Source organism: Haematobacter genomosp. 1, assembly GCF_002196855.1.
GTDB lineage: Bacteria > Pseudomonadota > Alphaproteobacteria > Rhodobacterales > Rhodobacteraceae > Haematobacter.
Genome location: NZ_NIPW01000008.1, coordinates 82726 through 105404 on the forward strand (window position 1 = coordinate 82726; position 22679 = coordinate 105404).

Below are 22679 nucleotides of genomic sequence, written 5' to 3' on the forward strand. Positions count from 1 at the left end.
TCAGACAGCGCGGGCAACAGGCAGCGGCTCCGCGCACAATTCGCCCGCCGCATGTTTGGCGATACGCCAGCCGAAGACGATGGCCGGCCCGATGGTGGTACCCGGACCGGGGTAGGTGCCGCGAAAGATGGAGGCCAGGTCGTTGCCGCAGGCATAGAGCCCGGATATGGGCTGGTCGCTCCGGTTCAGGACACGGCCGAATTCGTCCCCTTTCAACCCGGCGCTGGACGCGAGGTCTGCCGGTTTCACGGCAACGGCGTAGAACGGACCCTCGCCCAACGGTTTGAGGCAAGGGTTGGCGCCGGCTGCCGGATCGCCGTTGAAACGATTCATTACCGATGTGCCGCGACCAAAGGCGTCGTCCCGACCGGTGGCGGCAAAGCGGTTGTACTCCTCTACCGTGCGTTGCAGTCCGACCGGATCGCACCCGATCCTGCGGGCGAGGGCGGCGATGCTTCCGGCCTCGGTCACGTAACCGGCCTTCAGCATCGCAGGCAGATTGCGGGCGCCGGGCAGGACCATCCCCAGCCCGTATTTCCGCATGAAATCCGCATCACAGACCAGATGGGCCGGGAACGCCCCCGCCTTGATCTGCGCGACGGAGAAGTCATGGTAGGAATCGGATTCGTTCACGAACCGCTCCCCGCGCGCATTGATCGCAAGCAGGCCGGGCTTGGCCCGGTCGAGGATGATATGCGGCCAGACCGCCAGCGTCCCATCCGCGCGCCGGTAGGAGGAGCACGGCATCCAGAGCGCGGGGCTGTCTCCGCCGTCATCAAACCCCGCGCCGATGGCCGTCGCAAGGTCCGCGCCGTCGCCGGTATTCGTCACCGGCCCGAGAGCATAGGCGCGCGTCGGTTCGGGGAACAGCCGGGCGCGGATGTCCTTGTTCCAGCAGAGACCTCCGGTCGCCAGAACTACGCCGCGGCGTGCGCGGATCTCGCGCCCATTCACCCGGGCTCCGGTGACGCGGCCCTGCTCCACCAGCAGCGCGTCGGTCGTGGCGTCGAACAGGATCGGCACCCCGGTTTTGCGCAGGCTGTAGAGCAGCCGCGCGACCAGCGCATTGCCCATGAGCAGCCTCGTCCCCCGCCGGTATCGCAGCCGGTCCAGCGCGTAACGGCCGACGATTCCAACCGTCGTGCGAAGGTTGGTCAGCGAGGCAAAGGGGGAGAGCAGGGCTGACAGCTCGTTCCGGCCCACCATCATGCCACCCAACCCCATGAACTCCCGCCGGGGAGGGCGGACCCGGTCGAAGTCGGCACCCAGAAGCCGCCCGTCGAAGGGCAGGGGACCAAGCGCCCGCCCGCCAAACGCCTGCCCCGGCGCATCGATGTAATCGGGATGTGCAGTGGCGGCGGCGAACTTGACCTCCGTGTGGCGCTCAAGGTCGGCGACTGCCTCGGGACCCGAGCGGAGGAAGGCCGCCCGCAAATGGTCGCCACCCCTCTGCCCTACGATGGTGCGGAGGAACAGCTCGGCGTCCTCCACACGGTCCGGCACACCCGCGGCATCGGAAAGGTGGGTTCCGGGTATCCAGGTCGTGCCGCCTGATGTCGCCGTGGTACCGCCGACCTGACCGGTCTTTTCGACGAGCAGCACGCTCAGCCCCGCGAGGGCGGCGACGAGGGCGGTGGTCATCCCTCCGGCGCCCGCGCCGATGACCAGCAGATCGACCTCGGTCAGCATTTCGGGATCAACGGGCATGGGTTTTTCTCCTCCCATTCGTGGCCGCGGCGGTTCCGGCTGCGGCCGTCTCTGCGGCCAGAAAGCCGAATGTCATTGCGGGGCCGAGCGTGATGCCGCCGCTCGGATAGCTTCCGCCCATGATGGAATTCATGTCGTTTCCCACCGCGTAGAGGCCGGGAATCGGCATGCCGTCGGCATCCAGGGCGCGCGCCCGCTCATCTGTGACAACCCCGGCAAAGGTGCCGAGGCTGCCGGGCGCGATCTCCACCGCGTAGAAGGGGCCCTTCCGAATGGGAGCGACCGCGGGGTTGGGGCCGTGATCGGGATCCCCCTGCACACGCCCGTATGCCGTTTCTCCCCGATGGAACTGCGGATCGCGCCCGTCTTCCGCGTGGCGGTTGTAATGCGCGACGGTGGTTTCCAGCCCCTCCGGCGCGATACCGCAAACCTGCGCCAGATCGGCGAGCGTCCGGCCCCTTTTCAGATAACCGCTGCGTAGCCAACGCCCGTACGGAAGGGGCGACGGCTTCACCGCTCCAAGTCCATAGCGGCGAAGGAAGCGGTGATCGCAGATGAGCCAGGACCGGACCCGTTCCCCCTGCGGAGTAGCCGCGATCATCTCGCGCACGAAATCGTGGTAGGGACCGCCCTCATCGGTAAAGCGGGCGCCGTTTGCCAACACCGCGATGAGGCCCGGCTTGCCGCGCTCCACCAGATGCGGAAAGCGACCCATGCTGCCGTCCGTCCGTGGTACCAGCGACACGGGGGCGTAGGCGGCGGCGTGGGTCTGTGTCCTGCTCACCTGGCCTCCCGCTGTCTCGGCAAGGCGCAGCCCGTCTCCGGTATTCGTTTCGGGTGCGGCGGAAACGTGCGGTGTGCCTGCCTCCACATGTGGCAGCAACTCTCGCAGGCGTTCCTCCGCGTGGGGAAAGCCGCCGGTCGCCAGCACCACGCCGCTCCGCACCGTGACGGCCACGGCGCCGTCCGCCGTCTCCAGCATCGCGCCGACAACCCGGGTCCCGTCCCGCAGCAGCGACCGCGCGCTCGTTCCGTTAAGAAGGGTGACGCCCAGATCCTCTGCGGAGCGCAGCAACCGCGCGGCAAGCGCATTGCCGTTCACCAGCTGCATCCCCCGCCCGTGTACGGCCAGATCGCGCAGATGCCGGAGCACCCGCCCCGTGACATGGCCGAAGGCGCGGGGACTGCGCAGGGCAGTCAGGAACATGCGCAGGTCCAGACCTGAGGCGATGCCCATGCCGAGCAGCGTGGTTTCCGGAATGGGCTCGCGCAGCTGCGCGATCAGCCCACCCAGCCGGCGCCCGTCATAGGGCGCGGCCACCACCGAACGCCAGCCTTCCGCCGCACCCGGGAGAGTGCCGTGAAAATCCGGCACGCCGGAGCCCGGCAGGAAGCGGACCTCTGTCCGTTGCTCGAAGAAGGCGAGCATTCGGGGCGCATCGCGCAGATAGGCCTCGATCAGGACGGGGTCGTAACGGTCGCCGATGACGGCGCGCAGATAGGCCCGCACCGCCGCCGGATCCTCCTCCTTGCCCGCTACCTGTGCGTGGGGCGCGTCGGGGATCCACAGCCAGCCGCCCGAAATGGCGGTGGTGCCGCCGACCAGATTGGCCTTCTCGGCCACGATGACGGTGAGGCCAAGCGCCGCGGCGGTGGTTGCCGCCGCAAGCCCCCCCGCGCCGGAACCGATCACGAGCAGGTCGCAGGTCATCCGCTGATGAAGCACGACCGGTCCGTTACCGGGGGCGCTGGAGAGAGATGTCATGGGCATGGGACCTTCCTTAATGCCGGCTGAGGATCGCTGCGATTGCGGCAATGACCAGGGGAATGGCGAAGACGATCATGACGGTGGAAAGGCTCGCCCCCGCACCGATCAGCATGCCGCCGAAGGTCGGCCCGACCACTGCGCCGAACCGTCCGACGCCCATGGCCCAGCCGATGCCCGTGCTGCGAACGGCGGCGGGATAGAGGCTCGCGGCCAGGCCGTAGAACGCGTTGAACCCGCCGTAGATCGCCACCCCCATCAGGAAGGCGTTGATGAGCACCACGGGAAGCGGCATGGCGACCGTGCCGAAGACCACCAGCATTGCGGCGGCGACGATCAGGAAAATGGCGCCGACGCGGGACTGCGGGAAGACGGTGGAGAGCTTGCCCATCGCGATTGTACCGAGGCAGGCACCGAAGTTCAGGATCGCGCCGACATAGATCGCCTTGTCGAGCGACAATCCCGCGCCGGAGGCCAGCTTGGTGATCCACGAGATCACGAAGTAAAGCGACATGAAGCCCATGAAGATGCCGATCCAGAGCGCGATGGTCGCGCGAATGCGGCCGGGGGCGAAAATCTGACCGATGTTGAGGTTTCCGGCCTTGGCGGGGCGGGGAGGCAGTGCCGCGATGGGGGCATGGTTGAGGCGCGTCAGCACGCCGTTCACCCTTGTCAGGGCATTTCGCGGCTGGCGGCGGATGAGGAAGTCAATGGACTCGGGCAGCACCAGCCATACGATCGGCAGCGCGATGAGAGAGATGATACCCGCGCCGAGCAGCATCATGTGCCAGCCGAACTGAGGCAGCAGCGGCGCCATCGCAAGCCCCGTCAGCATGGCTCCCAGAGGATAACCCGCCGTCATGATCGACACGGCCAGCGCCCGCTCCTTCACGGGGGCGAATTCCGCCGCGATTGCCGCCATGGAGGCGAGGATCGCCCCGACGCCCACACCGATGACCAGGCGCAGCACCAGAAGCTCCGCCACGTTCCGGGCAAAGCCGCTCGCGATCATGCAACCGGTGATGATGGTGAGCGAGGCCAGGATCAGTGGCCGGCGGCCCCAGTGATCGGCCAGCGGGGCCACGAAGAAGCACCCCACCACCATGCCGGCGAGGCTCGCGGAGAACACGATGCCCAGCCGTTCCGGCGAAAGCTGCCAATCCGTCGTCAGAACCGGCGCGATGTAGGAGAGGATCACTACATCCATTCCGTCGATCGCATTGAGCAGGAAACAGAGGCCGACAATCATGATCCGCAGCCCGGACCATTGATCGCTCGCGCCGATGTCCATGGCGGGCGCACCTTGCCGATAGGGCGCGGCAGTCTTTGTACCATGCGGTCCAAGGCGATCCGCGGTCGTTATATCGCTCATGTTTCCTCCTCCAACGATGACATGCGAGCCCGGCGGTGTCTGTCCGGTCTCACCAGACAGCCTGCCCCGCTCCCCAAGGCGTGTGATCTCCCGTCGAAGATGATACTTTAAATGGAAACTGATTCAACAATTATATGAGATTCGATTTATTGGACGAGGTAAAGAAAATGCCCGTGGCCAACGGACCCGGGCATCACTTTTTTTAATTCGTATTATCAAAATCTTATTTCATCATAGACGACCGATGCCCCGCAGAATGCCACGCGTGGCAGCCATTGCCATTTCCGCCCTTGCCCGGGCATCGACCTTCGATGCGAGCGCGCGATGAGGAACTTCGACGCTGATTGTCACATCCTGGGGAATCGCGCGGGCAAGCCCTGTCACGTCCACGCCGCCCAGGCCGGGCATGAGGCGTTCGCCCCGTGCAACCCGGATCAGCCCCTCGTCGGAGGGATCATAGGGCACCGGGCCGTCGCAGAACTGCACGTAGTTCATCCGGGCGGGAGGTAACCCTGCAACCTCTGCCGTGCTGCTGGAGGAACGGTCGAGATGCAGCGCATCTATCAGCACCCCGCCGTTGGGCTGCCCTGACGCGGCGACGATCGCGGCAGCCGAAGCGAGATCGGGTACCGCCGTCCACGGCATGAACTCCAGATCGGCCGTCTGCCCATGGCGCGCCGCGATCTCGCAGAGCCGCGCGAAGTTTGCCGTCAGCCGCCCGGTGTCCGGGTCATCGCCCGCGACAAGGATATGCCGCGCGTCCAGCGCCTCGCAGCGCGCGCAGAACCGCTCTATCAACGGCCAATCGTTTTCCGGCTTCAGACGGATGATCTCGACGTCGCCCACGCGGATGCCATGATCCGAGAGCGCAGTCTTCATGTCGGCGAGCAGAGCGTCATCCGTCAGCAGGGGATAGTCCTGCTCGCCACTGGTCGCGGCCGGAAGCAGGCGTACGCCGAGCATATCATAGCCCGCCGCTGCCGCGACACGGACCGCCTCGACCGGGCCGATGTCGAAGACCGTGAGAAAGGCGAGAGAAATGGCGTGGCTCATCGTCGCCTCACTGCAGGGGGGAGAAGGGAAGCGGCAGCGCGATCTGGCTCGTCATGTCGGGAAGCAGCCAGTCCGGGCCTCCCTTGGGGGGCCAGACTCCATCTGCCACCGACTTCGCGCGCGCCGAACTGCGATCGGCAAGATTTGCATAAGGCCAGATCTGAGTGAGCCGGGGCGCGCCGTCCAGGCCGTACATCGCGACTGTCAACTTGGAATACGCCTCCCGCGCCGGGACGGCGGTCCGCCATTTCTCCATAGTGGGGCGGATGCCGTTGATCTTTGTCTTGTAGGTGCGGAATTCATAGATCGGCCCAAACTTTCCCGCTGCGACGGGCGGCAGGAAATCCAGCCCCCGGTAGCTTTCCATAGTCAGGCCGACCAGATGGTCGGCGCAACCGAAGGGATTAGCGTGGAGCAACGCGCGCTCCCGTTCGGCAAAGACCCCGCCCAGATCATCGAACGCGCGCAGAATGAAGATGCGGTTCAGCGCGCCGATGTCAGTAGCCCACGCACCGCAGAACCGCCCGGCGCCTTCCGTCACCCAACGCTCGAGTCCCGCTCCCGCCTTGCCGGCGCCGAAGATCACCGTGTCGAGTGTCGCAAGTTCATAAAACGTCATCAAAGCTCTCCTTGTTCGTCGGCTCACCCGGGTGAGTCAAAACATCCCTGCGTATCCGTATTATAATTTAATACTTGAACCAAGTTCCATTTTATGAAAATTCACTTTCGATCAGTCGGAGGAAAGCGCATGGGACAGGTCCTGAAACTGGATGGAGAGACGATGATCTTTCCCGTGGTGGCTCATCCGGTGGGGCAGGTGAAATCACCCGGCGCGCTCAGCCAGATCATGGCCGAGCGAGGCTTCAATGGACTGGTGGTGCCGTTTCATGTGCAGCCGGAAGGGCTTCCCGCTTGGCTTGAGGGCGTGAAAGTCATACGGAACTGCGGCGGCATCGTCGTGACGGTCCCGCACAAGATCGCCTGTCTCGACTTCTGCAGCCGGGTTTCTGACCGCGCACGCGCCTCTGGTGCGGTGAACATCGCCATCAGGGACGGCGATGACTGGATCGGGGACGCCACGGACGGGCATGGTTACATGGACGGGATCGCCGCAGAAGGGTTCGATGTCGGGGGCACGCCCGCGCTGCTGATCGGAGCGGGTGGCGCCGGGGCTGCGATTGCGTATGAAATCCTTGCCCGCGGCGCGAGCGAACTGGCGGTTCATGATATCGATATCGCGCGCCGCGACAGCCTGATCGCGCGGCTGGAGCAGCGGTTCCCGGGCAAGCTCCGTATTGGCGGAACCGATCCGCGGGGCTTTGCGCTCATTGCCCATGCGACGCCGCTTGGAATGAAGGAAAGCGATCCCTTGCCGGTAGATGCCTCTCGCCTTGGTGCAGATCAGTTCGTGGCGGATGTGGTGACCCGCCCGGCCGTTTCACCGCTGATCGCCGCGGCGCGGGCCACCGGTTGCAGGACGATGCCGGGAAGCGGCATGTTCGAGGCGCAGGCGTTTCTTCTGGCGGAGCTTCTGATGGGGGTTCGCCGTATCGCCGCCTGACGGCCGGAATTGACCGGTTGGGCTGGGGGTGATAGTTTTGGATGAGCCAGCCCGTGGGCGAGCCAGCCCCTTCACCCGCTGGATAATCCCGTGACATTCCGCCCGAACATGACGAGCCAGATCGAAGGCATCCGCCTTTGTGACACCCTCTCATGGCGGGGCTGGGACGGCGTGGTCGCGGATGTCTGGCATGCGCGGGGCGCCAAAGGGGCGGGCGGCACATACCTGTCCCCGGACCCACGCATCGTCGTGCTGCTTGAGGGGGCGGAGGCGTTGGCCCTTTCCCCTGTCGCAGGACGGGGGTTCCGGCCTGTCGGGCGGGTCTTTTATGTCCCTGCCGGGATGAGGGTGTGGAGCCGCGTCGATCACTCCCATTCCTTTCGCCATCTCGATCTTCATCTGGACCGTGCGCGGATGGAGGAGCGGCTGGGCGGGGCGATTGCCGGCGAGTGCTGGTCACGGCCGATCCTTCAGGGCGGCAGCGCGGCTCTTGTCACGCTTGCGGGCCTTATCGCGCGGGAATGCACGGAACCGGAGCGCCATGATCTCGCTGGGGAAGGGCTGATACAGGCATTCCTCGCCGAGCTTTTCGCCCTCCCTCCGGCGGCTGCGGCAAAGGGCGGTCTTACGCGCCGTCAACTCGCGCGTGTCCGCGAGCATGTGGAAGCCAATCTTGCTGGGCGGATCGCGATCACGGACCTTGCTCAGGTGGCGGGTCTTTCCGAAAGCTGGTTCACGCGCGCCTTCAAGCAGGCGACCGGACTGCCTCCGCATCAATGGGTGTTGCGGCGGAGACTGGCGAGAGCACAGGGATTGCTTGAGGCCTCCGACCTGCCCTTGGCGGAAATTGCCTGTGCGGTGGGCTTTGCGGATCAGGCGCATCTGACGCGGAGTTTCCGCAGCGCCATCGGGATCACACCGGGAAACTGGCGGCGGGAGCGCGATACTGCACGGCGCGGCAGGATCCGACAAATTCCGACAGAAATGATCAAGACAGATGGAGCGCTTCCCCCTAGGTGAGGTCGGCCCAGCACCCCTCCATCCGTCTTACGCCTTCAGGGAGTCCCCATGTTCCGCACGCCGCGCGCCCGCCTCGCCTCCACCACTGCCTGTCTGACGCTGCTCGCGGCGCTGCCCGTTGCGGCCCAGCAGGCCACCCTGTCCCCGGTCTATCTTGACGGTCAGGCCACAGGAACCGGCCCCGTCGGATCGGATGCCAACCCTGTCACCCTGGTGGGAACCAAAAGCGCCACGCCGATCACGGAGATCCCGCAGTCGGTGAGCGTCATCGGCCGGGAAGTGTTCAACGTCCTCCAACCCACCAAGGTCGATGAGATCCTCGGCTATACAGCGGGTGTGAGCCCTGCGCCCTTTGGCTTCGACACCGATACCAACTGGATCAACATCCGCGGCTTCGAGGCGACACAGACCGGTATGTTTCTTGACGGTCTGGCGCAATATGCCTTCGGCTTCGGGGGGTTCTATACCGATCCCTTCCTGCTGGAGCGGGTGGAGGTGTTGAAGGGGCCAGCGTCCGTGCTCTATGGCGGCTCCAATCCCGGCGGTATCGTCAACATGGTTTCCAAACGCCCGACGGGAACGCCGGGCGGTATGGTTGAGGCTGGCGTCGGCACCGACAGCCGCCGTTGGATCGCGACCGATGTGAACGGCACGGCGGGTGGCTACGACTGGCGCTTTCTTGGCAAGATCAACACGGAAAAGTCGAACGGCGCATTCGATGACGGGCTGACAGGCCTGATCGCGCCCTCCGTCACCTTCGATCTGGGCGAGGCGACGGAGATGACGCTTTCCGCCACGCTCTACCGGGTGGATGAAACGCATGTCGGCGGCTCCTGGCTGCCCTATGTCGGCACGGTGAGGGGGGCGGACTTCGGCTTCATTCCGCGCGACTTCAACACCTCCGACCCGCGGCTGGACTGGTATGAACGGGATCAGGCCACGCTTTCCTCCGAGATACGCCATCGGTTCGACAACGGCTGGGTGCTGAGCCAGGGGATACGCCTTGCATGGTCGGATATCGACGAAAGCGCGCCTTATGCCTACGGGTATGGCTACGGCGACACGTGGAACGAGACATTCTCCAACCATTTCGCGATGCTTCCGCAGGATCCTAAGGCGAACCTGTCCCGCATCCTCTTCCAGCAGCAGACCACGTCGCGGAGCGCGCTGGCCGATACCCGGCTCGAAGGAACCGTCGAAACCGGTGCGGTCCAGCACCGGCTGACCTTCGGGCTTGATCTTCGCATCTTCAAGATGGACCAGGTACAGGCGTCCTCGTCATCGCCGTCTGCACCGACGATATCCGTGCTCGACCCGGTTCGGGGTGCGGTCTTCCCGCCTGCCGTTCCCTATATCGATCAGGATATTACCATGCGTCAGGCGGGCCTTTACGCGCAGGACCAGCTCCGCTGGGGCAACTGGATTGCCACGGCGAACGCGCGTTACGACTGGGTGGAGACCTCATCCGGCCGGAACGAGGCCACGGGCGCCGAGGGCGTGGATCGCTCGGACGGGGAGTTCACGGGGCGGCTGGGCCTTGCCTATGCCTTTGCCAATGGGGTGACCCCGTATGCCTCCTATGCGACCTATTTCACGCCGCAGATCGTCAACGATGCGGCGGGCAACAAGGTAGAGCCTGAAACCGGTCGCCAATGGGAGGCGGGCGTGAAATGGGCTCCGTCCCAACGTACCTTGCTGACACTGTCCGCCTTCGATCTGGAGCGGGAGAATGTGTCGATCAGCGCTTGGGGCGGGGCGGGTTACGAGTATTTCCAGGTCGGCAAGATCCGCTCCCGCGGGGTTGAGCTGGAGGCGCGGGGCGAGATCATGACGGGCCTCACCCTCACCGGTGCGCTGACATCCATGGATATCGAGGTGCGTGAGGATGTGAACCCGGCCCTCGTCGGCAAGACACCCAAGGCGACGCCGGAGAACTTCGCCTCGCTCCGGCTCGACTGGCAGGTGGCGCAGGTGGAGGGTCTGAGCGTCATGGCGGGTGTGCGGCGGCTCGGATCCTCATGGGCGGATGACCTCAATCAGTACAAGGTCGATGGAGCGACGCTCTACGATCTGGGCGCGAGCTATGCCTTTGGCGAGGGTTGGCTGGTGGCTGCCTCGGTGACCAACCTCACCGACCGGGACTATGTTTCCTCCTGTGACGGCGCGCTGTCCTGTTTCTATGGCGATGGGCGGCGCGCCTCGCTTTCGCTGCGCAAGAGCTGGTGAAAGGGCGGGTGGCGTTTACGGCCCGCGGAACGCCACCATCACCGTCGCCAACCTTGGGGATCGTGACGATAGCGGCCGATTGGAGAGATCAGGTGGACTTTGTGTCGCCTGTCTGCATGGCCGCAAGGTCTGTCACCAACTGAAAGCGTACTCCGTCGGGCAGATATTCCACCTGCGCCGTGCCATCGACAGAGGCCGACAGGGCGTATTCGATCATCGTCGAGCCGAAGCCCGTCCGCTCGGGTAGCATGACGGTCGGGCCGCCGGTCTCGATCCAGCGGAGTTCGAAGCGCTTGCCCTCTATGAACCACTCCACCCGGACCCGCCCTTCTTCGCCCGAGAGCGCGCCATACTTGACGGCATTCGTCGCCAGTTCGTGCAGCGCCATGGTCAGTGCACTGCTCGCCCGGTGGGAGATGTCCAGATCGGGGCCAAAGTAGTGAATCCGGCGCTCGCCGTTAAATGGCAGGACGGCCTTCTCCACTGTTTGCCGCAGAGCGGCGATATCCCAGTCCTTGCCGGTGAGGACGTCATGCGCGCCGCTCAGCGCATTGATGCGACGCAGCAGAACATCCCGCATATCGGGGAGCGGCGCCTCGGCACGAAGCGATTGCCGGACGATGGATCGAACCGTCGACAGGATATTCTTGATCCTGTGCCCCATTTCCCGGTTCATCAGGTCACGATAGGCTTCGGCCGCCCTCCGCGCGGTGATGTCGATGGAGACCCCGCTCATCAACACGGGCCGATGGTCGTCGTCAAAGCGTGTTTCCGCCCGGATCTCGATCCAATGAACGGATCCATCCGGCCAGATTACGCGATATTCAACGTGGAGATCACCACCGGCGGCGAGCGCGGCTGCCACCGCTGAATACCAGCGCTCTACATCATCGGGATGGATGGCGGTCTTCAGATCGGCATAGCTGAAGCTTTCTGCCGGGGCGCGACCGAAATTCGCCTTGCAGATCGCAGAAGCGACGAGTCTTTCGCTCGCCACGTCGAGTGTCCATGTCCCCAGCCCGCCCGCCTTCAGGGTGAAGTTCAGCCGCTCCTCGCTCGCCGTCAGATCGGCGATACGCTGCTGCATCCCGCGTTCCATTTCGTTGCGGTCGCTGGAGAAACCCGCCGTCCGCTCCCATGTCACGTCAAGCTGCGAGGCAAAGAAATAGGTCAGTTCCCCCTCGTCGAACACGGGGGAGACGAGCAGCCGGTTCCAGAAGATCGTGCCGTCCTTGCGGTAATTGAGCAGGTCGATCTCGAGCGGTTCACGGTCTCGGATGGCGTGACGAAGCCGTCCCACATCTTCCGCATTCGTGCCCGGTCCCTGAAGAAACCGGCAGTTGCGCCCCAGAACCTCCTCCCTCCCATAGCCGGTAAGCTTCAGAAAGGCGTCGTTCGCAAAGACGATGGGATTGTCCGGCTGCCGGGGGTCGGTGATGATCATCGGCATCCGCGTGGCGCGCATGGCAGCGGCAAACGGGTCGGACCCTGGCTTTCGGCGGTGTATCTCGCGGTCGATGCGGAGTTCTTCCAGAGGATTGCTCATTATGCTCTACGCTCGCCGTCGCCCGCGGGATCGAAGGCCCGTGGGAAGTGGTGTTCCATCTATGTTCATGGCACATTGCCGCCGCCAAGTCCAACCGGCAGCGATGTGTCCGTCAACCACAATCTTGTGGATCAAATACCTGCCAGAAGCATGTCGAGGGCATTCGTGATCTCGGTATCCCGAGCGATCAGCGAGGCAACGGGCCGGCCAAGCACGGTAAGCGGAACTGCGGCCATGAACTGCGTCACCATCACATGCGGCATTTCCGCGATGTCAAAGAGCGGGTTCAGGCGTCGCGCGGGCAGGGGGGCGGCGTTCGGCGGGAGCAGGGGCACGACGACGCGGGTGTTCAGGCCGTCCAGCAGGTCTGCCTGCACATCCAGAAGATATCCCGCTCCGCCGGGGTTGGGATACACGTCGTAGCGCGCCATCAGAACTGCCGGAAACCGTCCAGCGGCAGTCCGTTTTCCACCACCCAGTCGTTGGAGCTTTCGATGGCCCGGCGATTTTCCGCCCGCCACGCCTCTGCCCGTGCCCGAGAGACGGCGGATCGCAGTCCCGCCTCTGCTGCCTGGGACAGGTTGACGCCGAACGACCGCGCCTCTGCCAGCAGGGCCGTGTCGATCGTCAGGTTGGTGGCTTTGCGGGCTGCGGAAATGGGCATGATATACCTCATGGATCATGCGCATGATATATGCGCGGCCACTGGAAAGGCAAGCGGCTCTATAACCCGCCCGCTCCTGTAACGAGCGCGCGCATTACTTCGGCGGCGTCCCCTTTCATGCCCCGTCCCGCTCCGGTTCCGGCCCATTGCGCGCCATAACCGGTCTCACCCCTCGCTTTGGCAGCGGCGTTGAGCGCTTTGCCCAGATCGTAGGCACGGGGATAGGCGGGCACGTCCGTTTCGGGAAAAGCTTGACCCCAGCCGGTAAACCGGTTGGTGAGACAGCGCGCGGGTCTGCCCGATATCACGCGGGTCATCTCCGTCTTTCCTCCTTTCGCAAGACGCTCACGATAGGCCTGATCGGCAGCGGATTCCGTGCATCCGACAAAGGCCGTGCCAAGTTGCGCCGCAGCGGCGCCCATGTCGAGCATCCGGCGAATGTCTTGCCCATCCATCAGCCCGCCCGCAGCGATCACCGGAAGGCCTGCTTCCTGCACCAGAAGACGTGTCAGATCATCGGTGGACAGGCGCTCATCAGGGCCATCGGGCTCGAATATCCCCCGATGCCCGCCGGCCTCCCAGCCTTGGGCGATCACCGCATGAAAGCCCGCATCGGCGATCATCCGCGCTTCGGAGAGCGAGGTGGCGCTGGCGATCAAGACAAGGCCCGCATTTCGCAACGCCGTGATCTGATGCGCACGGGGCAGGCCGAAGTGGAAGCTGACGACCGCCGGGCGCATTTCCAGAACGACGCGCAGGAGATCATCCGTCTCGCGGAAGCTGATGTAGATCTCCTCCAGCGTGGATGGGGGAGCGGCGCCGAAGTCGGCAAAAAGCGGCGAAGCGCTATGGATCCACGCGGTCTCCACCGCTTCATTCCGGGGGGCAGGAGGGTGGCAGAAGAAATTGACGTTGATCGGTTTCTTCGTCAGGGCCTGCGTATCGGTGATGGCCTGACGGGCGGCGGTGGCGGAGGATGCTCCCAGCCCGAGCGCTCCGAGACCTCCCGCCTCCGATACCGCCGCGGCAAGCGCCGGGGTGGAGACGCCTGCCATCGGTGCCTGAAAGATCGGCAAGACGATGGTCATCTGGTTGAGTATGGATTGTGTCATCGGGGTCCTCCGCGGCGGGAGGATGCCTCGGCGCCGGAGCGCCCGCAATATCCGACGTCTCAGGAGAGGCACCGGAATGCCTGATAGCTTTCCAGCGCGTGTTTCCGCCCCTCTGACACCGCATCATCCTCCCGCGGCCGCCAGAGCGGCGGTACAGTCCAGCCGGGGGGCAGAGTGTCATAATAGGCTTCCGCCTCAGCCGCCGGTTGCCTCCGTCCCGGTAGCCAGCGGGCGCGGTAGGCTCCCTTGGGATCGAAGCGTTCGGCCTGAGTTTCGGGATTGAAAATACGGAAGAAGGGCGACGCATCCGGCCCACAGCCAGCAACCCACTGCCAGTTCATCGCATTGGACGCGGGATCCCAGTCGGTCAGGCTTTCCTCGAAATGTCGCAACCCCAGTCGCCAGTCGGTGAGCATATGCTTGGTCAGCCAGCTCGCCACGACCATGCGGACCCGGTTGTGCATCCGGCCTGTCACGCGCATTTCGCGGAGGCCCGCATCCACCAATGCGATGCCGGTCTCCGCCCGCTCCCATCGGCGCAGTTCCGGCCCCTCGCCCTGCCACGGAAATCCACGCAATTCCGGTCTCCACGGAATTTGCGCCATATCTGGAAAGGCGATGAGCAGATGCCATGCGAAGTCGCGCCAGATCACCTCCGTCAGAAACTTCTCCACCTCGCCAGAGATCGCGGGATTCGACTGCGCTCGAAGCTCAGCGGCAGCCCAGACGGTGCGCGGGCTGATCTCGCCAAGGGCCAGATGTTCGGAAAGCTCCGATGTCGCGGCTCTGTCGGGCCTGTCACGGCCTTCCGCATAACCGGAAAGGTGGTCAAGGAAGCCGTCCAGCCTTTCGCGCGCCCGATCCTCTCCGGCGGGCAAGGCGAAGCGATCCAGCACCGCTCGCCCGCGATGGAGGTCGGGCGCGAGATCGAGCCTTGCGATGTCAATCCCCCTGACCGGTGGGTCAGCCGCGCCGAACCGCTGCGGAGCCTCCGGTTGTGGCACATCCGGTCCGAAACGGCGAAGGGCGCGGGCAAAGGGCGCGAAAACGCGGTAGCTCCCGCCCCCTGCCGTGCGAATGGCCGCGGGCTGTGCGAGCAGGTGTCCCGGATGAAGAACAAGTTCCACCTGCGGCGGAAGCGCTGCGCGGAGCCGGTCTTGCGTGGCGCGCGTCGCCGCGGTTGGGAAATCGCCCTGATGCACTCTGCGCGCTCCGGTCTGCTGGACAATGTCGGGCAGCAGGCGATCCGGCTCTCCCTCAAGGATCAGCACGCCCCGCCCGGACCGGTGTCGCAAGGCGCTGTCATAGCACCGCAAGGCCCGTTCCAGACGCCAGCGGCTGGCAGCCCCCTGCTTGCACAACGTGCGGTCTATGAAGAACACGACAAGAAGCGGCCCCTCCCCGATCGCCGCGAGGAGCGCGGAATTGTCCGTAAAGCGGAAGTCGCGGGTAAGCCACAAAAGGCCCGTCACGCCGGTCCCTCGGCATGGGTGAGCTCGACTTGAACCACGTCCGTGCGGCCCGTGACGAAGGTCGCGGCGCAGCCTTCCAGATAGAACTGCCAACTTCGCAGAAAGGCGTCGTCGTACCCGAAGCGGAGGATGCGGGGCCGCTCAGCCATCATGCGCCCGGCCCAGAGGCGGCAGGTCCGAGCATAATCCTGTCCGAATGCAAAGCTGTCCGAAAGCGTCAACCCCGCCCGGGCAGCCTGCGCCGCAATCGCGGCCCGACAGGGCAGCATGCCGCCCGGAAAGGCGTGCTGCCGGATGAAATCGGACCGCTTACGATAGGCCGGGAAGCTCGCGTCAGGCACGGTGATGGCCTGTAAGATGGCGCGCCCGTCGTCGGCCAGACGTGCCTTCAGGGTGGCGAAATAGGTCGGCCAGTAGCGCTCGCCCACCGCCTCGATCATCTCCACCGAGACGATGTTGTCGAAGCGGCCAGCGGTGTGCCGGTAATCCTGCAATCTGATTTCGGCGCGCCCGTCCAGCCTCGCGTCGGCATAGGCGCTCTGGCTGGGAGATATGGTGATCGCCTTCACCCGCCGCCCACGCATTGCAGCGGCCTCGGCGAAACTTCCCCAGCCGCAGCCGATCTCCAGCACCGTCTCGCCAGCCGTCAGACGTGACAGAATACGGTCGTTCTTGCGGGTCTGCGCTCGCTCCAGATCATCGTCGCCCGGCGCAAAGAGCGCGCTGGAATAGCTCATGCCACGGTCGAGCCAGAGCTGGTAGAATTCATTGCCCACATCGTAATGCGCGCGGATATTGCGCGCCGAACCGCCGAGACTGTTCATGCGGGAAACACGGTCGGAAAACCGCATGGCCCAGCCGGGCAGCCGACCGGCCTTTGCCCAGGGCGCAAGGTGATCCATATTCTTCAGGGCCAGCGCAAGGACGTTTTCAAGCGACGCAGTTTCCCATTGCCGGTCTATCCAGCTTTCGCCCAGACCAACGTCGCCCCGTCTTGCGAGCCGCGGAAGAAAGCTCCAGTCCCGTACCTCCAGATCGGCCTCCGGCCCGGCGCTGCCGAAGCGAAGCACCGCTCCCTCCGGCGTGGTAAGGGTCAGACGACCGTGCGAAATGCCTTCGAGAGAGGAGAGGAACCGATTTTTCAGCAGGCCTGTCGCGAAGGTCATCGGCTGATCTCCTTCTCCGGCGCAGAGGGAGGGGGGCGGTAGCGGGCGCCCTTCCGCTTCAGGCGCAGCGCATGCCAGTAGATCAGTGCTAGAACCCGCAAGCCACCGCCCGGCCTGTGGAGCGCAGCCCACATGACCGCCCGGTTGGTGAGCGGTGAAAGCGGGCCCGCCATAGCAGCCTCCAGCCCTTCGGCGCCGTCGATCTGCCGGATGCGGATCGCCAGCCTGTCCGGCAGCCCCCCGAAGCGGAAGCGGTATTCGCCGGCAACATCCTGAAAGGGAGACACGTGAAATGCCTTGGCCGCGCGGATCTCATCGTCGGGAGAAATGCTCGCGCCGAGGGGCAGGCAAAGATAGCTGTGACGCTGGCCGAAGGTATTGTTCACCTCGGCGATCGCAGCCAGCAGGTCATTTCCCCGCAAAAGAAGCCAGAAGCTCACGGGCGTGAACCAGTGGCCGAGAAATCTCGGCTGGGTAAGCAGCGCAAGCACCATGCCCGGCCTGCGGTCGATACCCGCCGCTGCCAGTTGTTCCCATGCCCATGGGGCGCCCCGGCCCGCACCGCGTGGCCCCCCGTGATCGCGGTCGTGGAATGCCATCAGGTTGAAACCGTTGTGCGACAGGAGGCGCGGCCCCGCCATCGTTTCGGGCGCCATCAGAACGTAGTCCACCCGATAGGCGAAGGCATGGCGCGTGACACCACGGCGGGCATGGGTCACCCCTGCGCGCAGATGCAGCACCTCGCCCGAGAGCAGCCTGTCGGCCAGTGGCTCCATCAAACCTCCTCCGGCAGCAGCTGACGGGCGACCCTCAGGGCGCTGGCGAAGCCGTCTTCATGGAAGCCGTTGCGCAGCCACGCCCCCGCGAACCAGCTTCGCCGCTTGCCCTGAAGCCCTGCGATCACCCCCTGCGCCGCAAGGGCTGCGCGATCGAACAGCGGGTGGTGAAAGACCGCCTCGTCATAAATGACACTGTCGGGCAGTTGCACCTGCGGGTTGAGCGTCACGAACAGGGGATCGCTTTCGGGAATGTTCTGGAGCCGGTTCATCCAATAGCTCACGCTGACGTTCTGTTGGGGGGTAACGCCAGCCTCCGTCCGATGGGTCCATGAACTCCAGCATCTGCGGCGATGCGGCATCACCCGTGGATCGCGATGCAACACCATCCTGTTCGGCTGGAAGCGGATGGACGAAAACGCTGCGATCTCCGCCGGATCCGCGTCGGCTAGAAGGGCCATGGTCTGGTCCGCGTGGCATGCGAAAATCACGTGATCGTAGGTTTCGGAAAGCGCACCCTCGCCCCTCACCGTCACGGCATCCTGCCCCCGTGTGACCGAGCGAACAGGTGTCCCGGGCCGCATTTCAACGCCATGGCTCCGCAGGCTTTCGATCAGTCGCGAGAGATACGCTGTGCTGCCCCCTGAGACGGTCCACCACTGATGCTGTCCGCGCGGGGCCATCAGCGCGTGATTGCGCAGAAACCGCAGCAGCGCTTCTGCTGGGAACGCATCGATTCCAGCCGGTGGAGTGGACCAGATGGCACCGCAGAGCGGATAGAGGTAATGCTCCCGGAAGCGCCGCCCGAGCCGAAGACGCACCAGCAACTCGCCTATCGTCATATCGGCTGTGACGGGAAGGTCTGCCGCCTGCCGGTTGAAACGGAGAATGTCCCGGAGCATGCCGTGGAACCCCGGATCAACCAGGTTGGACCGCTGTCCAAAAATCGCGTTGCCGGAGCGGAGTGCATATTCCAGCCGCCCGCCCTGCAACGATGCGCCGAAGCTCATGTCGCTCTTCTCGACCGGCACGTTCAGATCACGAAACATGGCGGTCAGGTGCGGATAGGTCGCATAGTTGAAGACGATGAATCCGGTATCAACCGCTCTGTCGCCCCGTGCACCCGCCAGCACCGTCCGCGCATGACCGCCGAAACGCCTCTCCGCCTCGTAAAGCGTCACGCGGTGATGCCGGCAGAGTGCCCAGCCACAGGCAAGGCCCGCAATCCCGCCGCCTATGATCGCGATGTTCGCCGGGGCGCCGCGGGTTAGGTCAAAAGGCATCGGAATCTCCTCTTCGCCGCAAGTTCTACGTGATGCGGGCGGGATCGGATCACCCCCTCCAAAGGAAATTTGCGGCGTATGATCCGAATGCTTGTCCTGCGCGTATCCAGCGGCATGACAATCGAAATTCCCATACCGATCCTCCGAGACACGAAAGGCTTGCAAGGCGCGGCTTTGTCGGGCCAGATCGTATGGAGAAGGAGGGGCGTGCATTTGGCAGGCGGACAATCCCCCGATCGGTCGGCGGAGATGACGCGGCTGCTGCTTGCCGTGCGCGACCGGCAGGACCGGCAGGCGTTCGGCGAATTGTTCGATCACTTTGCTCCACGGCTGAAGGCCATGCTGATCCGCAGCGGCCTGACCGACGGCAGCGCGGAAGACGTCGTGCAGGATGTCCTCCTCACCGTCTGGCACAAGGCCGCCCAGTTCGACCCGGGCCGGGCGGAGGCGGCGGGCTGGATATACCGTATCGCCCGCAACCGTCAGATCGACGTGCTCCGTCGCAGGCGCATCCCCATGCCGGATGAGCTGGGTCCCCCCGCCGACGACGCGGCACAGAGCGTGGCGCTTGCACAGGAGGCGCGGTTGCTCCGGGCCGCCCTCTCGCGGCTTTCTGCCGAGCAGCAGGAGGCGCTGGCGCAGGCCTACATGGATGATCTGCCGCAGAGCGAGATCAGCCATCGGACGGGCCTGCCGCTCGGGACGGTGAAATCGCGCATCAGGCTCGGACTGGAGCGGCTGCGGCATGAACTACGGGACCTGAAGCCATGACGCGGCAGATCACGCATCACATTCCGCTCGACCTGCTGCGTGACTGGGCGGCGGGGCGGCTCGCCGCCGCCTTCGCCACGGTCATCGCGGCCCATGTCGCGCTTTGTGATGACTGTCGCGCGGCATGGGAGGCCGAGGATCTGCTTGCCGGGGAGTTGCTGGACAGGCTGCCGCCCGTGCCGGTTAGCCTCGCCGCTCGCGAAAGGGTGTTTGCGGCGCTGGATCATGCCGTGCCTGTGCTGCCTCGGGAGGCGAAAGGGGTGCTGCCCGCGCCAGTGGTGGAGCTTACGGTGGCCGCTCCGCGGTGGCAGTCTCTCGGCGGCGGCATCCGGCAGCAAATCCTCCTGCCGGGGCCGGACGCATCGCTTCGGCTTCTGCATATTCCATCCGGGCGCAAGGTGCCGGAACATGGTCACGGCGGGCTGGAACTGACATTGGTACTGGAGGGCAGCTTCTCCGACAGCGAAGGGCGGTTCGGCCGGGGCGATGTGGAGTGCGCCGGCAACGACACAAACCATCAGCCGGTCGCAGGGGACGATGGGTCTTGTCTCTGCCTCGCGGCGACCGATGCGCCGCTGCGGTTCCGCGGATGGGTTCCCCGCCTTCTGCAACCGCTGTTCGGGATCTGAGCGATGACTTTCAGGGGCAAGCGCATCTGGGTGATCGGGGCAAGTGCCGGTATCGGGGCGGCGCTCGCCCGTGCGTTTGCGGCGGAGGGCGCGCGCCTTGTGCTTTCCGCCCGCGACGGTCCGGCCCTGAGCACGCTGGCCGAAGAAATTGGGGGGGCGCAAGTCCTCCCCCTCGACCTCGCCGCGCGGGAAATGCTGCCCGCCGCGATTGCCGCGCAGCGGGAGCTGTTCGACGCGATCATCTGCACGGCCGCCCTCTACGATCCCGCAAAAGTCGCGGCGCTGGACCCGGCACGGACGGAGATGCTTGTCCGGGTGAACCTGCTCGGAACGCTCGATGTTGCGAGGCTGACCCCGCCGCTCCTGCGAGACGGCGGGCAGCTGGTGCTCTTCGGCTCGGTTGCGGGTTATTTCGGTCTTCCCGGCGGGCAGGCCTATTCGGCGACCAAGGCGGCGATCAACAATCTGGCGGAGAGTCTGCGGGCAGAGCTTGCGCCCCGCGTGGATGTGCGTCTGGTTTGTCCGGGTTTTGTCCGGTCCCGTCTGACAGCGAAGAACGATTTCCACATGCCTGCTCTCATGGAGCCGGAGGAAGCGGCGCGAAGGGTGCTGCGCGGGCTCCGCGGCAGGGCTTTCGAGATTCACTTTCCCAGACGGTTCACCCTCGCGGTGAAGTTGCTTCGGGTGCTGCCCTATCCGATTGCCTTCCGCCTCACGCGCCGGATCGGGTGAGATCAGGCAAGCCGCTGGCTTATGATCGCGACACCCGCCCAGGCGGAGAAGCCGGTCAGGAACGTGCCCCACAGGCCGTCGATCAGCACCTGTCGAACGGACCAATCCGCCAACGTTGCATAATTGGTCATCTCATAGGTGCCGTAGCAGAGGAACCCCAGGATCATCCCGCCCCAAAGCGCCTGCAGCGGCGCCTCCTGCCGCAGCGCCGTCAGCGAAACGAACCACAGAAGCCCGGCCACATAGGCCATGTAGAACAGCGCCGCCGGGACCAGCCTGAGCGGTTGGGCAAGAAGATGCCCCACATGCTGCTCGAACACCGGCCGGATGAGGAACCGGATGCCGAGGCTGTCCAGCCCGAGAAAGACGATGACGGTAATGACATAGAGGATGAGGGTTTGCATCGCACCGGCTCCCGAAGGTTCAGCACAAGCCATACGGCGCGCGGCCTGCGGCGGATCAATCGAGGCGCACCGATTAGTCCAACGCAGCGGGATCGGGATGACCCCAGTTGCCGCGGCATCCGCGAGAGCGGCGGAATGCGGTAAGGCGGTAATACTACCGGTCAAGCCCGCTTCAGAACGCATCTTCACAACAGGGGGTGCAGAATGGAATTCCCTCCCACGGCCAGTTTCTGGCGATCAGCGCGCGCGGATGAGGTCAGTTGTTAAGGAGGAGAGCGATGTTCGCCGGATGTCGATGGGACCGGTTTTTGACATACTCTCATCCCGTGCAGTCGCGACTTTCGGCCACCGGAATAACGACACCCGCGCAATCAGAAGCGCCGAACACCAAGATGCCGTCAGATCAGGTGATACAGGTTCAGCCGATGATCAGCAGATGTTTGCTGTCCCGATAAGAGCCATGTCGATCTGGGGGCAGCGGGCAATCATCAGGCCATCGCATCAGGCTGCCACGGCGCGTGCCGCAATCATCCCGCCATCTGCCTCTGGCGATCGCGGAACCGGGCGCGGTCGGCTGCCGAATAATGGTCCCGACATTGCGGGCAGCTTACCCCATCCTCGAAGTCGGGATGCGCGCGGCCCTCTGCCGTCACCGGCCAGCCGCAGGCACGGCAGAGGGTGTGATCTCCGGGCGCAAGACCATGACCGACAGACACGCGCTCGTCAAAGACAAAACAAGCGCCTTGCCAGCGGCTGTTCTCTGCCGGAACCTCCTCCAGATACTTCAGGATGCCGCCCTTCAGGTGGTAAACCTCCGGCGCGCCTTCCTGCTTCAGCCAGCTTGTCGATTTCTCGCAGCGGATGCCGCCGGTGCAGAACATGGCCAGGGTCTTGCCCGCGAACTTCGCCTTGTTCGCCTGCCACCAACCGGGGAAATCGCGAAAGGTGTCGATGCCGGGATCGACCGCACCGGCAAAGGTGCCGATCGCGGTTTCGTAGGCGTTGCGGGTGTCAATGACCACCACATCCTCCCGCGCGATCAGATCGTTCCATGCCTCGGGGGAAACGTAGGTTCCGACGCTCGCCGTCGGGTCAACACCCGGCTGGCCCATCGTCACGATCTCCCGCTTGATGCGGACCTTCATGCGGCGGAAGGGCATGATCGCGGCGATGCTCTCCTTCCACTCCAGCGCGGCGCAACCGGGTATGGCACGGATATGGGCGATCACCCGATCTATCCCGGCGCGGGGCCCGGCGATTGTCCCGTTGATGCCCTCGTCCGCGAGCAACAGGGTGCCACGGATCCCCTCCGCCTCGCAGAGCGTGGCGAGCGCAGAGCGCAGCTCGGGCAGGGCTTCGAGACGGGTGAAATGGTAAAGGGCGGCAACGATCTGGGACATGCGGCTCTGTAAAGCTGCAA

21 protein-coding genes are annotated in these 22679 nt (G+C 64.9%); 6 read left to right on the top strand and 15 right to left on the bottom strand.

Going from position 1 to position 22679, the window contains the following annotated elements; genetic code table 11:
• The 5 genes from CDV49_RS05715 to CDV49_RS05735 all read right to left on the bottom strand — a co-directional run bounded on the left by CDV49_RS05715 (position 1) and on the right by CDV49_RS05735 (position 6516).
• Positions 1-1707: an FAD-dependent oxidoreductase gene (locus CDV49_RS05715; protein ID WP_088214605.1), complete on the bottom strand. Its 1707-nt coding sequence runs from the start codon at positions 1705-1707 to the stop codon at positions 1-3.
• A complete protein-coding gene (locus CDV49_RS05720) occupies positions 1697-3478 on the bottom strand; it encodes an FAD-dependent oxidoreductase (RefSeq protein ID WP_256947256.1) in 1782 nt (593 codons plus the stop codon). The genes CDV49_RS05715 and CDV49_RS05720 overlap by 11 nt, the downstream gene beginning before the upstream one ends.
• A 10-nt stretch (positions 3479-3488) precedes the next feature.
• A complete protein-coding gene (locus tag CDV49_RS05725; protein ID WP_088214606.1) occupies positions 3489-4844 on the bottom strand; it encodes an MFS transporter in 1356 nt (451 codons plus the stop codon).
• A 231-nt stretch (positions 4845-5075) separates the two neighbouring features.
• A complete protein-coding gene (locus tag CDV49_RS05730) occupies positions 5076-5897 on the bottom strand; it encodes a sugar phosphate isomerase/epimerase family protein (protein WP_088214607.1) in 822 nt (273 codons plus the stop codon).
• 7 nt (positions 5898-5904) lie between these two features.
• Complete coding sequence (locus CDV49_RS05735; RefSeq protein WP_088214608.1) at positions 5905-6516, bottom strand: NIPSNAP family protein; 612 nt, start codon at positions 6514-6516, stop codon at positions 5905-5907.
• Between the two features lie 129 nt (positions 6517-6645).
• Between CDV49_RS05735 and CDV49_RS05740 the strand changes: the two genes are divergently transcribed.
• The 3 genes from CDV49_RS05740 (at position 6646) to CDV49_RS05750 (ending at position 10704) form a co-directional block, all read left to right on the top strand.
• Positions 6646-7458, top strand: a complete 813-nt coding sequence (locus CDV49_RS05740; protein ID WP_088214609.1) for a shikimate dehydrogenase family protein — start codon at positions 6646-6648, stop codon at positions 7456-7458.
• Positions 7459-7548: 90 nt separating this feature from the next.
• Positions 7549-8478 (top strand): AraC family transcriptional regulator, encoded by a 930-nt coding sequence (locus CDV49_RS05745; RefSeq protein WP_088214610.1) that lies wholly within the window; start codon positions 7549-7551, stop codon positions 8476-8478.
• A gap of 48 nt (positions 8479-8526) precedes the next feature.
• Positions 8527-10704 (top strand): TonB-dependent siderophore receptor, encoded by a 2178-nt coding sequence (locus CDV49_RS05750; RefSeq protein WP_088214611.1) that lies wholly within the window; start codon positions 8527-8529, stop codon positions 10702-10704.
• Between the two features lie 88 nt (positions 10705-10792).
• Here CDV49_RS05750 and CDV49_RS05755 read toward each other — a convergent pair whose 3' ends face one another.
• The 8 genes from CDV49_RS05755 to CDV49_RS05790 form a co-directional block, all read right to left on the bottom strand.
• On the bottom strand, positions 10793-12250 hold the full coding sequence (locus tag CDV49_RS05755; RefSeq protein WP_088214612.1) for a PAS domain-containing protein: 1458 nt from the start codon (positions 12248-12250) through the stop codon (positions 10793-10795).
• A 131-nt stretch (positions 12251-12381) separates the two neighbouring features.
• Positions 12382-12681, bottom strand: coding sequence for a CcdB family protein (locus CDV49_RS05760; RefSeq protein WP_088214613.1), 300 nt, complete (start codon positions 12679-12681; stop codon positions 12382-12384).
• Positions 12681-12914, bottom strand: a complete 234-nt coding sequence (locus CDV49_RS05765) for a type II toxin-antitoxin system CcdA family antitoxin (RefSeq protein WP_256947257.1) — start codon at positions 12912-12914, stop codon at positions 12681-12683. Before CDV49_RS05765 ends, CDV49_RS05760 begins: the two co-directional genes overlap by 1 nt.
• Before the next feature lie 59 nt (positions 12915-12973).
• Positions 12974-14026 (bottom strand): NAD(P)H-dependent flavin oxidoreductase, encoded by a 1053-nt coding sequence (locus tag CDV49_RS05770; RefSeq protein WP_088214615.1) that lies wholly within the window; start codon positions 14024-14026, stop codon positions 12974-12976.
• Positions 14027-14085: 59 nt separating this feature from the next.
• Complete coding sequence (locus CDV49_RS05775) at positions 14086-15498, bottom strand: cryptochrome/photolyase family protein (RefSeq protein ID WP_088214616.1); 1413 nt, start codon at positions 15496-15498, stop codon at positions 14086-14088.
• Entirely contained in the window at positions 15495-16664 is a 1170-nt protein-coding gene (locus tag CDV49_RS05780; RefSeq protein ID WP_088214617.1) for an SAM-dependent methyltransferase, read from the bottom strand. Before CDV49_RS05780 ends, CDV49_RS05775 begins: the two co-directional genes overlap by 4 nt.
• Complete coding sequence (locus tag CDV49_RS05785) at positions 16661-17440, bottom strand: DUF1365 domain-containing protein (RefSeq protein WP_088214618.1); 780 nt, start codon at positions 17438-17440, stop codon at positions 16661-16663. The genes CDV49_RS05780 and CDV49_RS05785 overlap by 4 nt, the downstream gene beginning before the upstream one ends.
• Positions 17440-18723, bottom strand: a complete 1284-nt coding sequence (locus CDV49_RS05790) for an NAD(P)/FAD-dependent oxidoreductase (protein ID WP_088214619.1) — start codon at positions 18721-18723, stop codon at positions 17440-17442. Before CDV49_RS05790 ends, CDV49_RS05785 begins: the two co-directional genes overlap by 1 nt.
• A gap of 249 nt (positions 18724-18972) precedes the next feature.
• Here CDV49_RS05790 and CDV49_RS05795 point away from each other — a divergent pair, with 249 nt between their 5' ends.
• From CDV49_RS05795 to CDV49_RS05805, 3 genes are read left to right on the top strand one after another with little or no spacing between them, the layout of a single operon-like run.
• On the top strand, positions 18973-19494 hold the full coding sequence (locus CDV49_RS05795; protein ID WP_088214719.1) for a sigma-70 family RNA polymerase sigma factor: 522 nt from the start codon (positions 18973-18975) through the stop codon (positions 19492-19494).
• Complete coding sequence (locus CDV49_RS05800; RefSeq protein ID WP_088214620.1) at positions 19491-20123, top strand: ChrR family anti-sigma-E factor; 633 nt, start codon at positions 19491-19493, stop codon at positions 20121-20123. Before CDV49_RS05795 ends, CDV49_RS05800 begins: the two co-directional genes overlap by 4 nt.
• A 3-nt stretch (positions 20124-20126) precedes the next feature.
• Positions 20127-20855, top strand: a complete 729-nt coding sequence (locus CDV49_RS05805; RefSeq protein WP_088214621.1) for an SDR family NAD(P)-dependent oxidoreductase — start codon at positions 20127-20129, stop codon at positions 20853-20855.
• Between the two features lie 2 nt (positions 20856-20857).
• Here the strand turns inward: CDV49_RS05805 and CDV49_RS05810 are convergent, their stop codons facing one another.
• Together CDV49_RS05810 and trhO are read right to left on the bottom strand one after the other, a co-directional pair.
• A complete protein-coding gene (locus CDV49_RS05810) occupies positions 20858-21259 on the bottom strand; it encodes a DUF2177 family protein (RefSeq protein ID WP_088214622.1) in 402 nt (133 codons plus the stop codon).
• 527 nt (positions 21260-21786) lie between these two features.
• A complete protein-coding gene (trhO, locus tag CDV49_RS05815) occupies positions 21787-22659 on the bottom strand; it encodes an oxygen-dependent tRNA uridine(34) hydroxylase TrhO (RefSeq protein ID WP_088214623.1) in 873 nt (290 codons plus the stop codon).
• Positions 22660-22679: the final 20 nt, after the last annotated feature.

What these genes read in the sequence shown, in the direction of transcription:
- CDV49_RS05715 (WP_088214605.1), bottom strand. Translation starts at nt 1,707, where the DNA reads ATGCCCGTTGATCCCGAAATGCTGACCGAGGTCGATCTGCTGGTCATC.
- CDV49_RS05720 (WP_256947256.1), bottom strand. Translation starts at nt 3,478, where the DNA reads ATGCCCATGACATCTCTCTCCAGCGCCCCCGGTAACGGACCGGTCGTG.
- CDV49_RS05725 (WP_088214606.1), bottom strand. Translation starts at nt 4,844, where the DNA reads ATGAGCGATATAACGACCGCGGATCGCCTTGGACCGCATGGTACAAAG.
- CDV49_RS05730 (WP_088214607.1), bottom strand. Translation starts at nt 5,897, where the DNA reads ATGAGCCACGCCATTTCTCTCGCCTTTCTCACGGTCTTCGACATCGGC.
- CDV49_RS05735 (WP_088214608.1), bottom strand. Translation starts at nt 6,516, where the DNA reads ATGACGTTTTATGAACTTGCGACACTCGACACGGTGATCTTCGGCGCC.
- CDV49_RS05740 (WP_088214609.1), top strand. Translation starts at nt 6,646, where the DNA reads ATGGGACAGGTCCTGAAACTGGATGGAGAGACGATGATCTTTCCCGTG.
- CDV49_RS05750 (WP_088214611.1), top strand. Translation starts at nt 8,527, where the DNA reads ATGTTCCGCACGCCGCGCGCCCGCCTCGCCTCCACCACTGCCTGTCTG.
- CDV49_RS05755 (WP_088214612.1), bottom strand. Translation starts at nt 12,250, where the DNA reads ATGAGCAATCCTCTGGAAGAACTCCGCATCGACCGCGAGATACACCGC.
- CDV49_RS05760 (WP_088214613.1), bottom strand. Translation starts at nt 12,681, where the DNA reads ATGGCGCGCTACGACGTGTATCCCAACCCCGGCGGAGCGGGATATCTT.
- CDV49_RS05765 (WP_256947257.1), bottom strand. Translation starts at nt 12,914, where the DNA reads ATGCCCATTTCCGCAGCCCGCAAAGCCACCAACCTGACGATCGACACG.
- CDV49_RS05770 (WP_088214615.1), bottom strand. Translation starts at nt 14,026, where the DNA reads ATGACACAATCCATACTCAACCAGATGACCATCGTCTTGCCGATCTTT.
- CDV49_RS05780 (WP_088214617.1), bottom strand. Translation starts at nt 16,664, where the DNA reads ATGACCTTCGCGACAGGCCTGCTGAAAAATCGGTTCCTCTCCTCTCTC.
- CDV49_RS05785 (WP_088214618.1), bottom strand. Translation starts at nt 17,440, where the DNA reads ATGGAGCCACTGGCCGACAGGCTGCTCTCGGGCGAGGTGCTGCATCTG.
- CDV49_RS05790 (WP_088214619.1), bottom strand. Translation starts at nt 18,723, where the DNA reads ATGCCTTTTGACCTAACCCGCGGCGCCCCGGCGAACATCGCGATCATA.
- CDV49_RS05795 (WP_088214719.1), top strand. Translation starts at nt 18,973, where the DNA reads ATGACGCGGCTGCTGCTTGCCGTGCGCGACCGGCAGGACCGGCAGGCG.
- CDV49_RS05800 (WP_088214620.1), top strand. Translation starts at nt 19,491, where the DNA reads ATGACGCGGCAGATCACGCATCACATTCCGCTCGACCTGCTGCGTGAC.
- CDV49_RS05805 (WP_088214621.1), top strand. Translation starts at nt 20,127, where the DNA reads ATGACTTTCAGGGGCAAGCGCATCTGGGTGATCGGGGCAAGTGCCGGT.
- CDV49_RS05810 (WP_088214622.1), bottom strand. Translation starts at nt 21,259, where the DNA reads ATGCAAACCCTCATCCTCTATGTCATTACCGTCATCGTCTTTCTCGGG.
- trhO (WP_088214623.1), bottom strand. Translation starts at nt 22,659, where the DNA reads ATGTCCCAGATCGTTGCCGCCCTTTACCATTTCACCCGTCTCGAAGCC.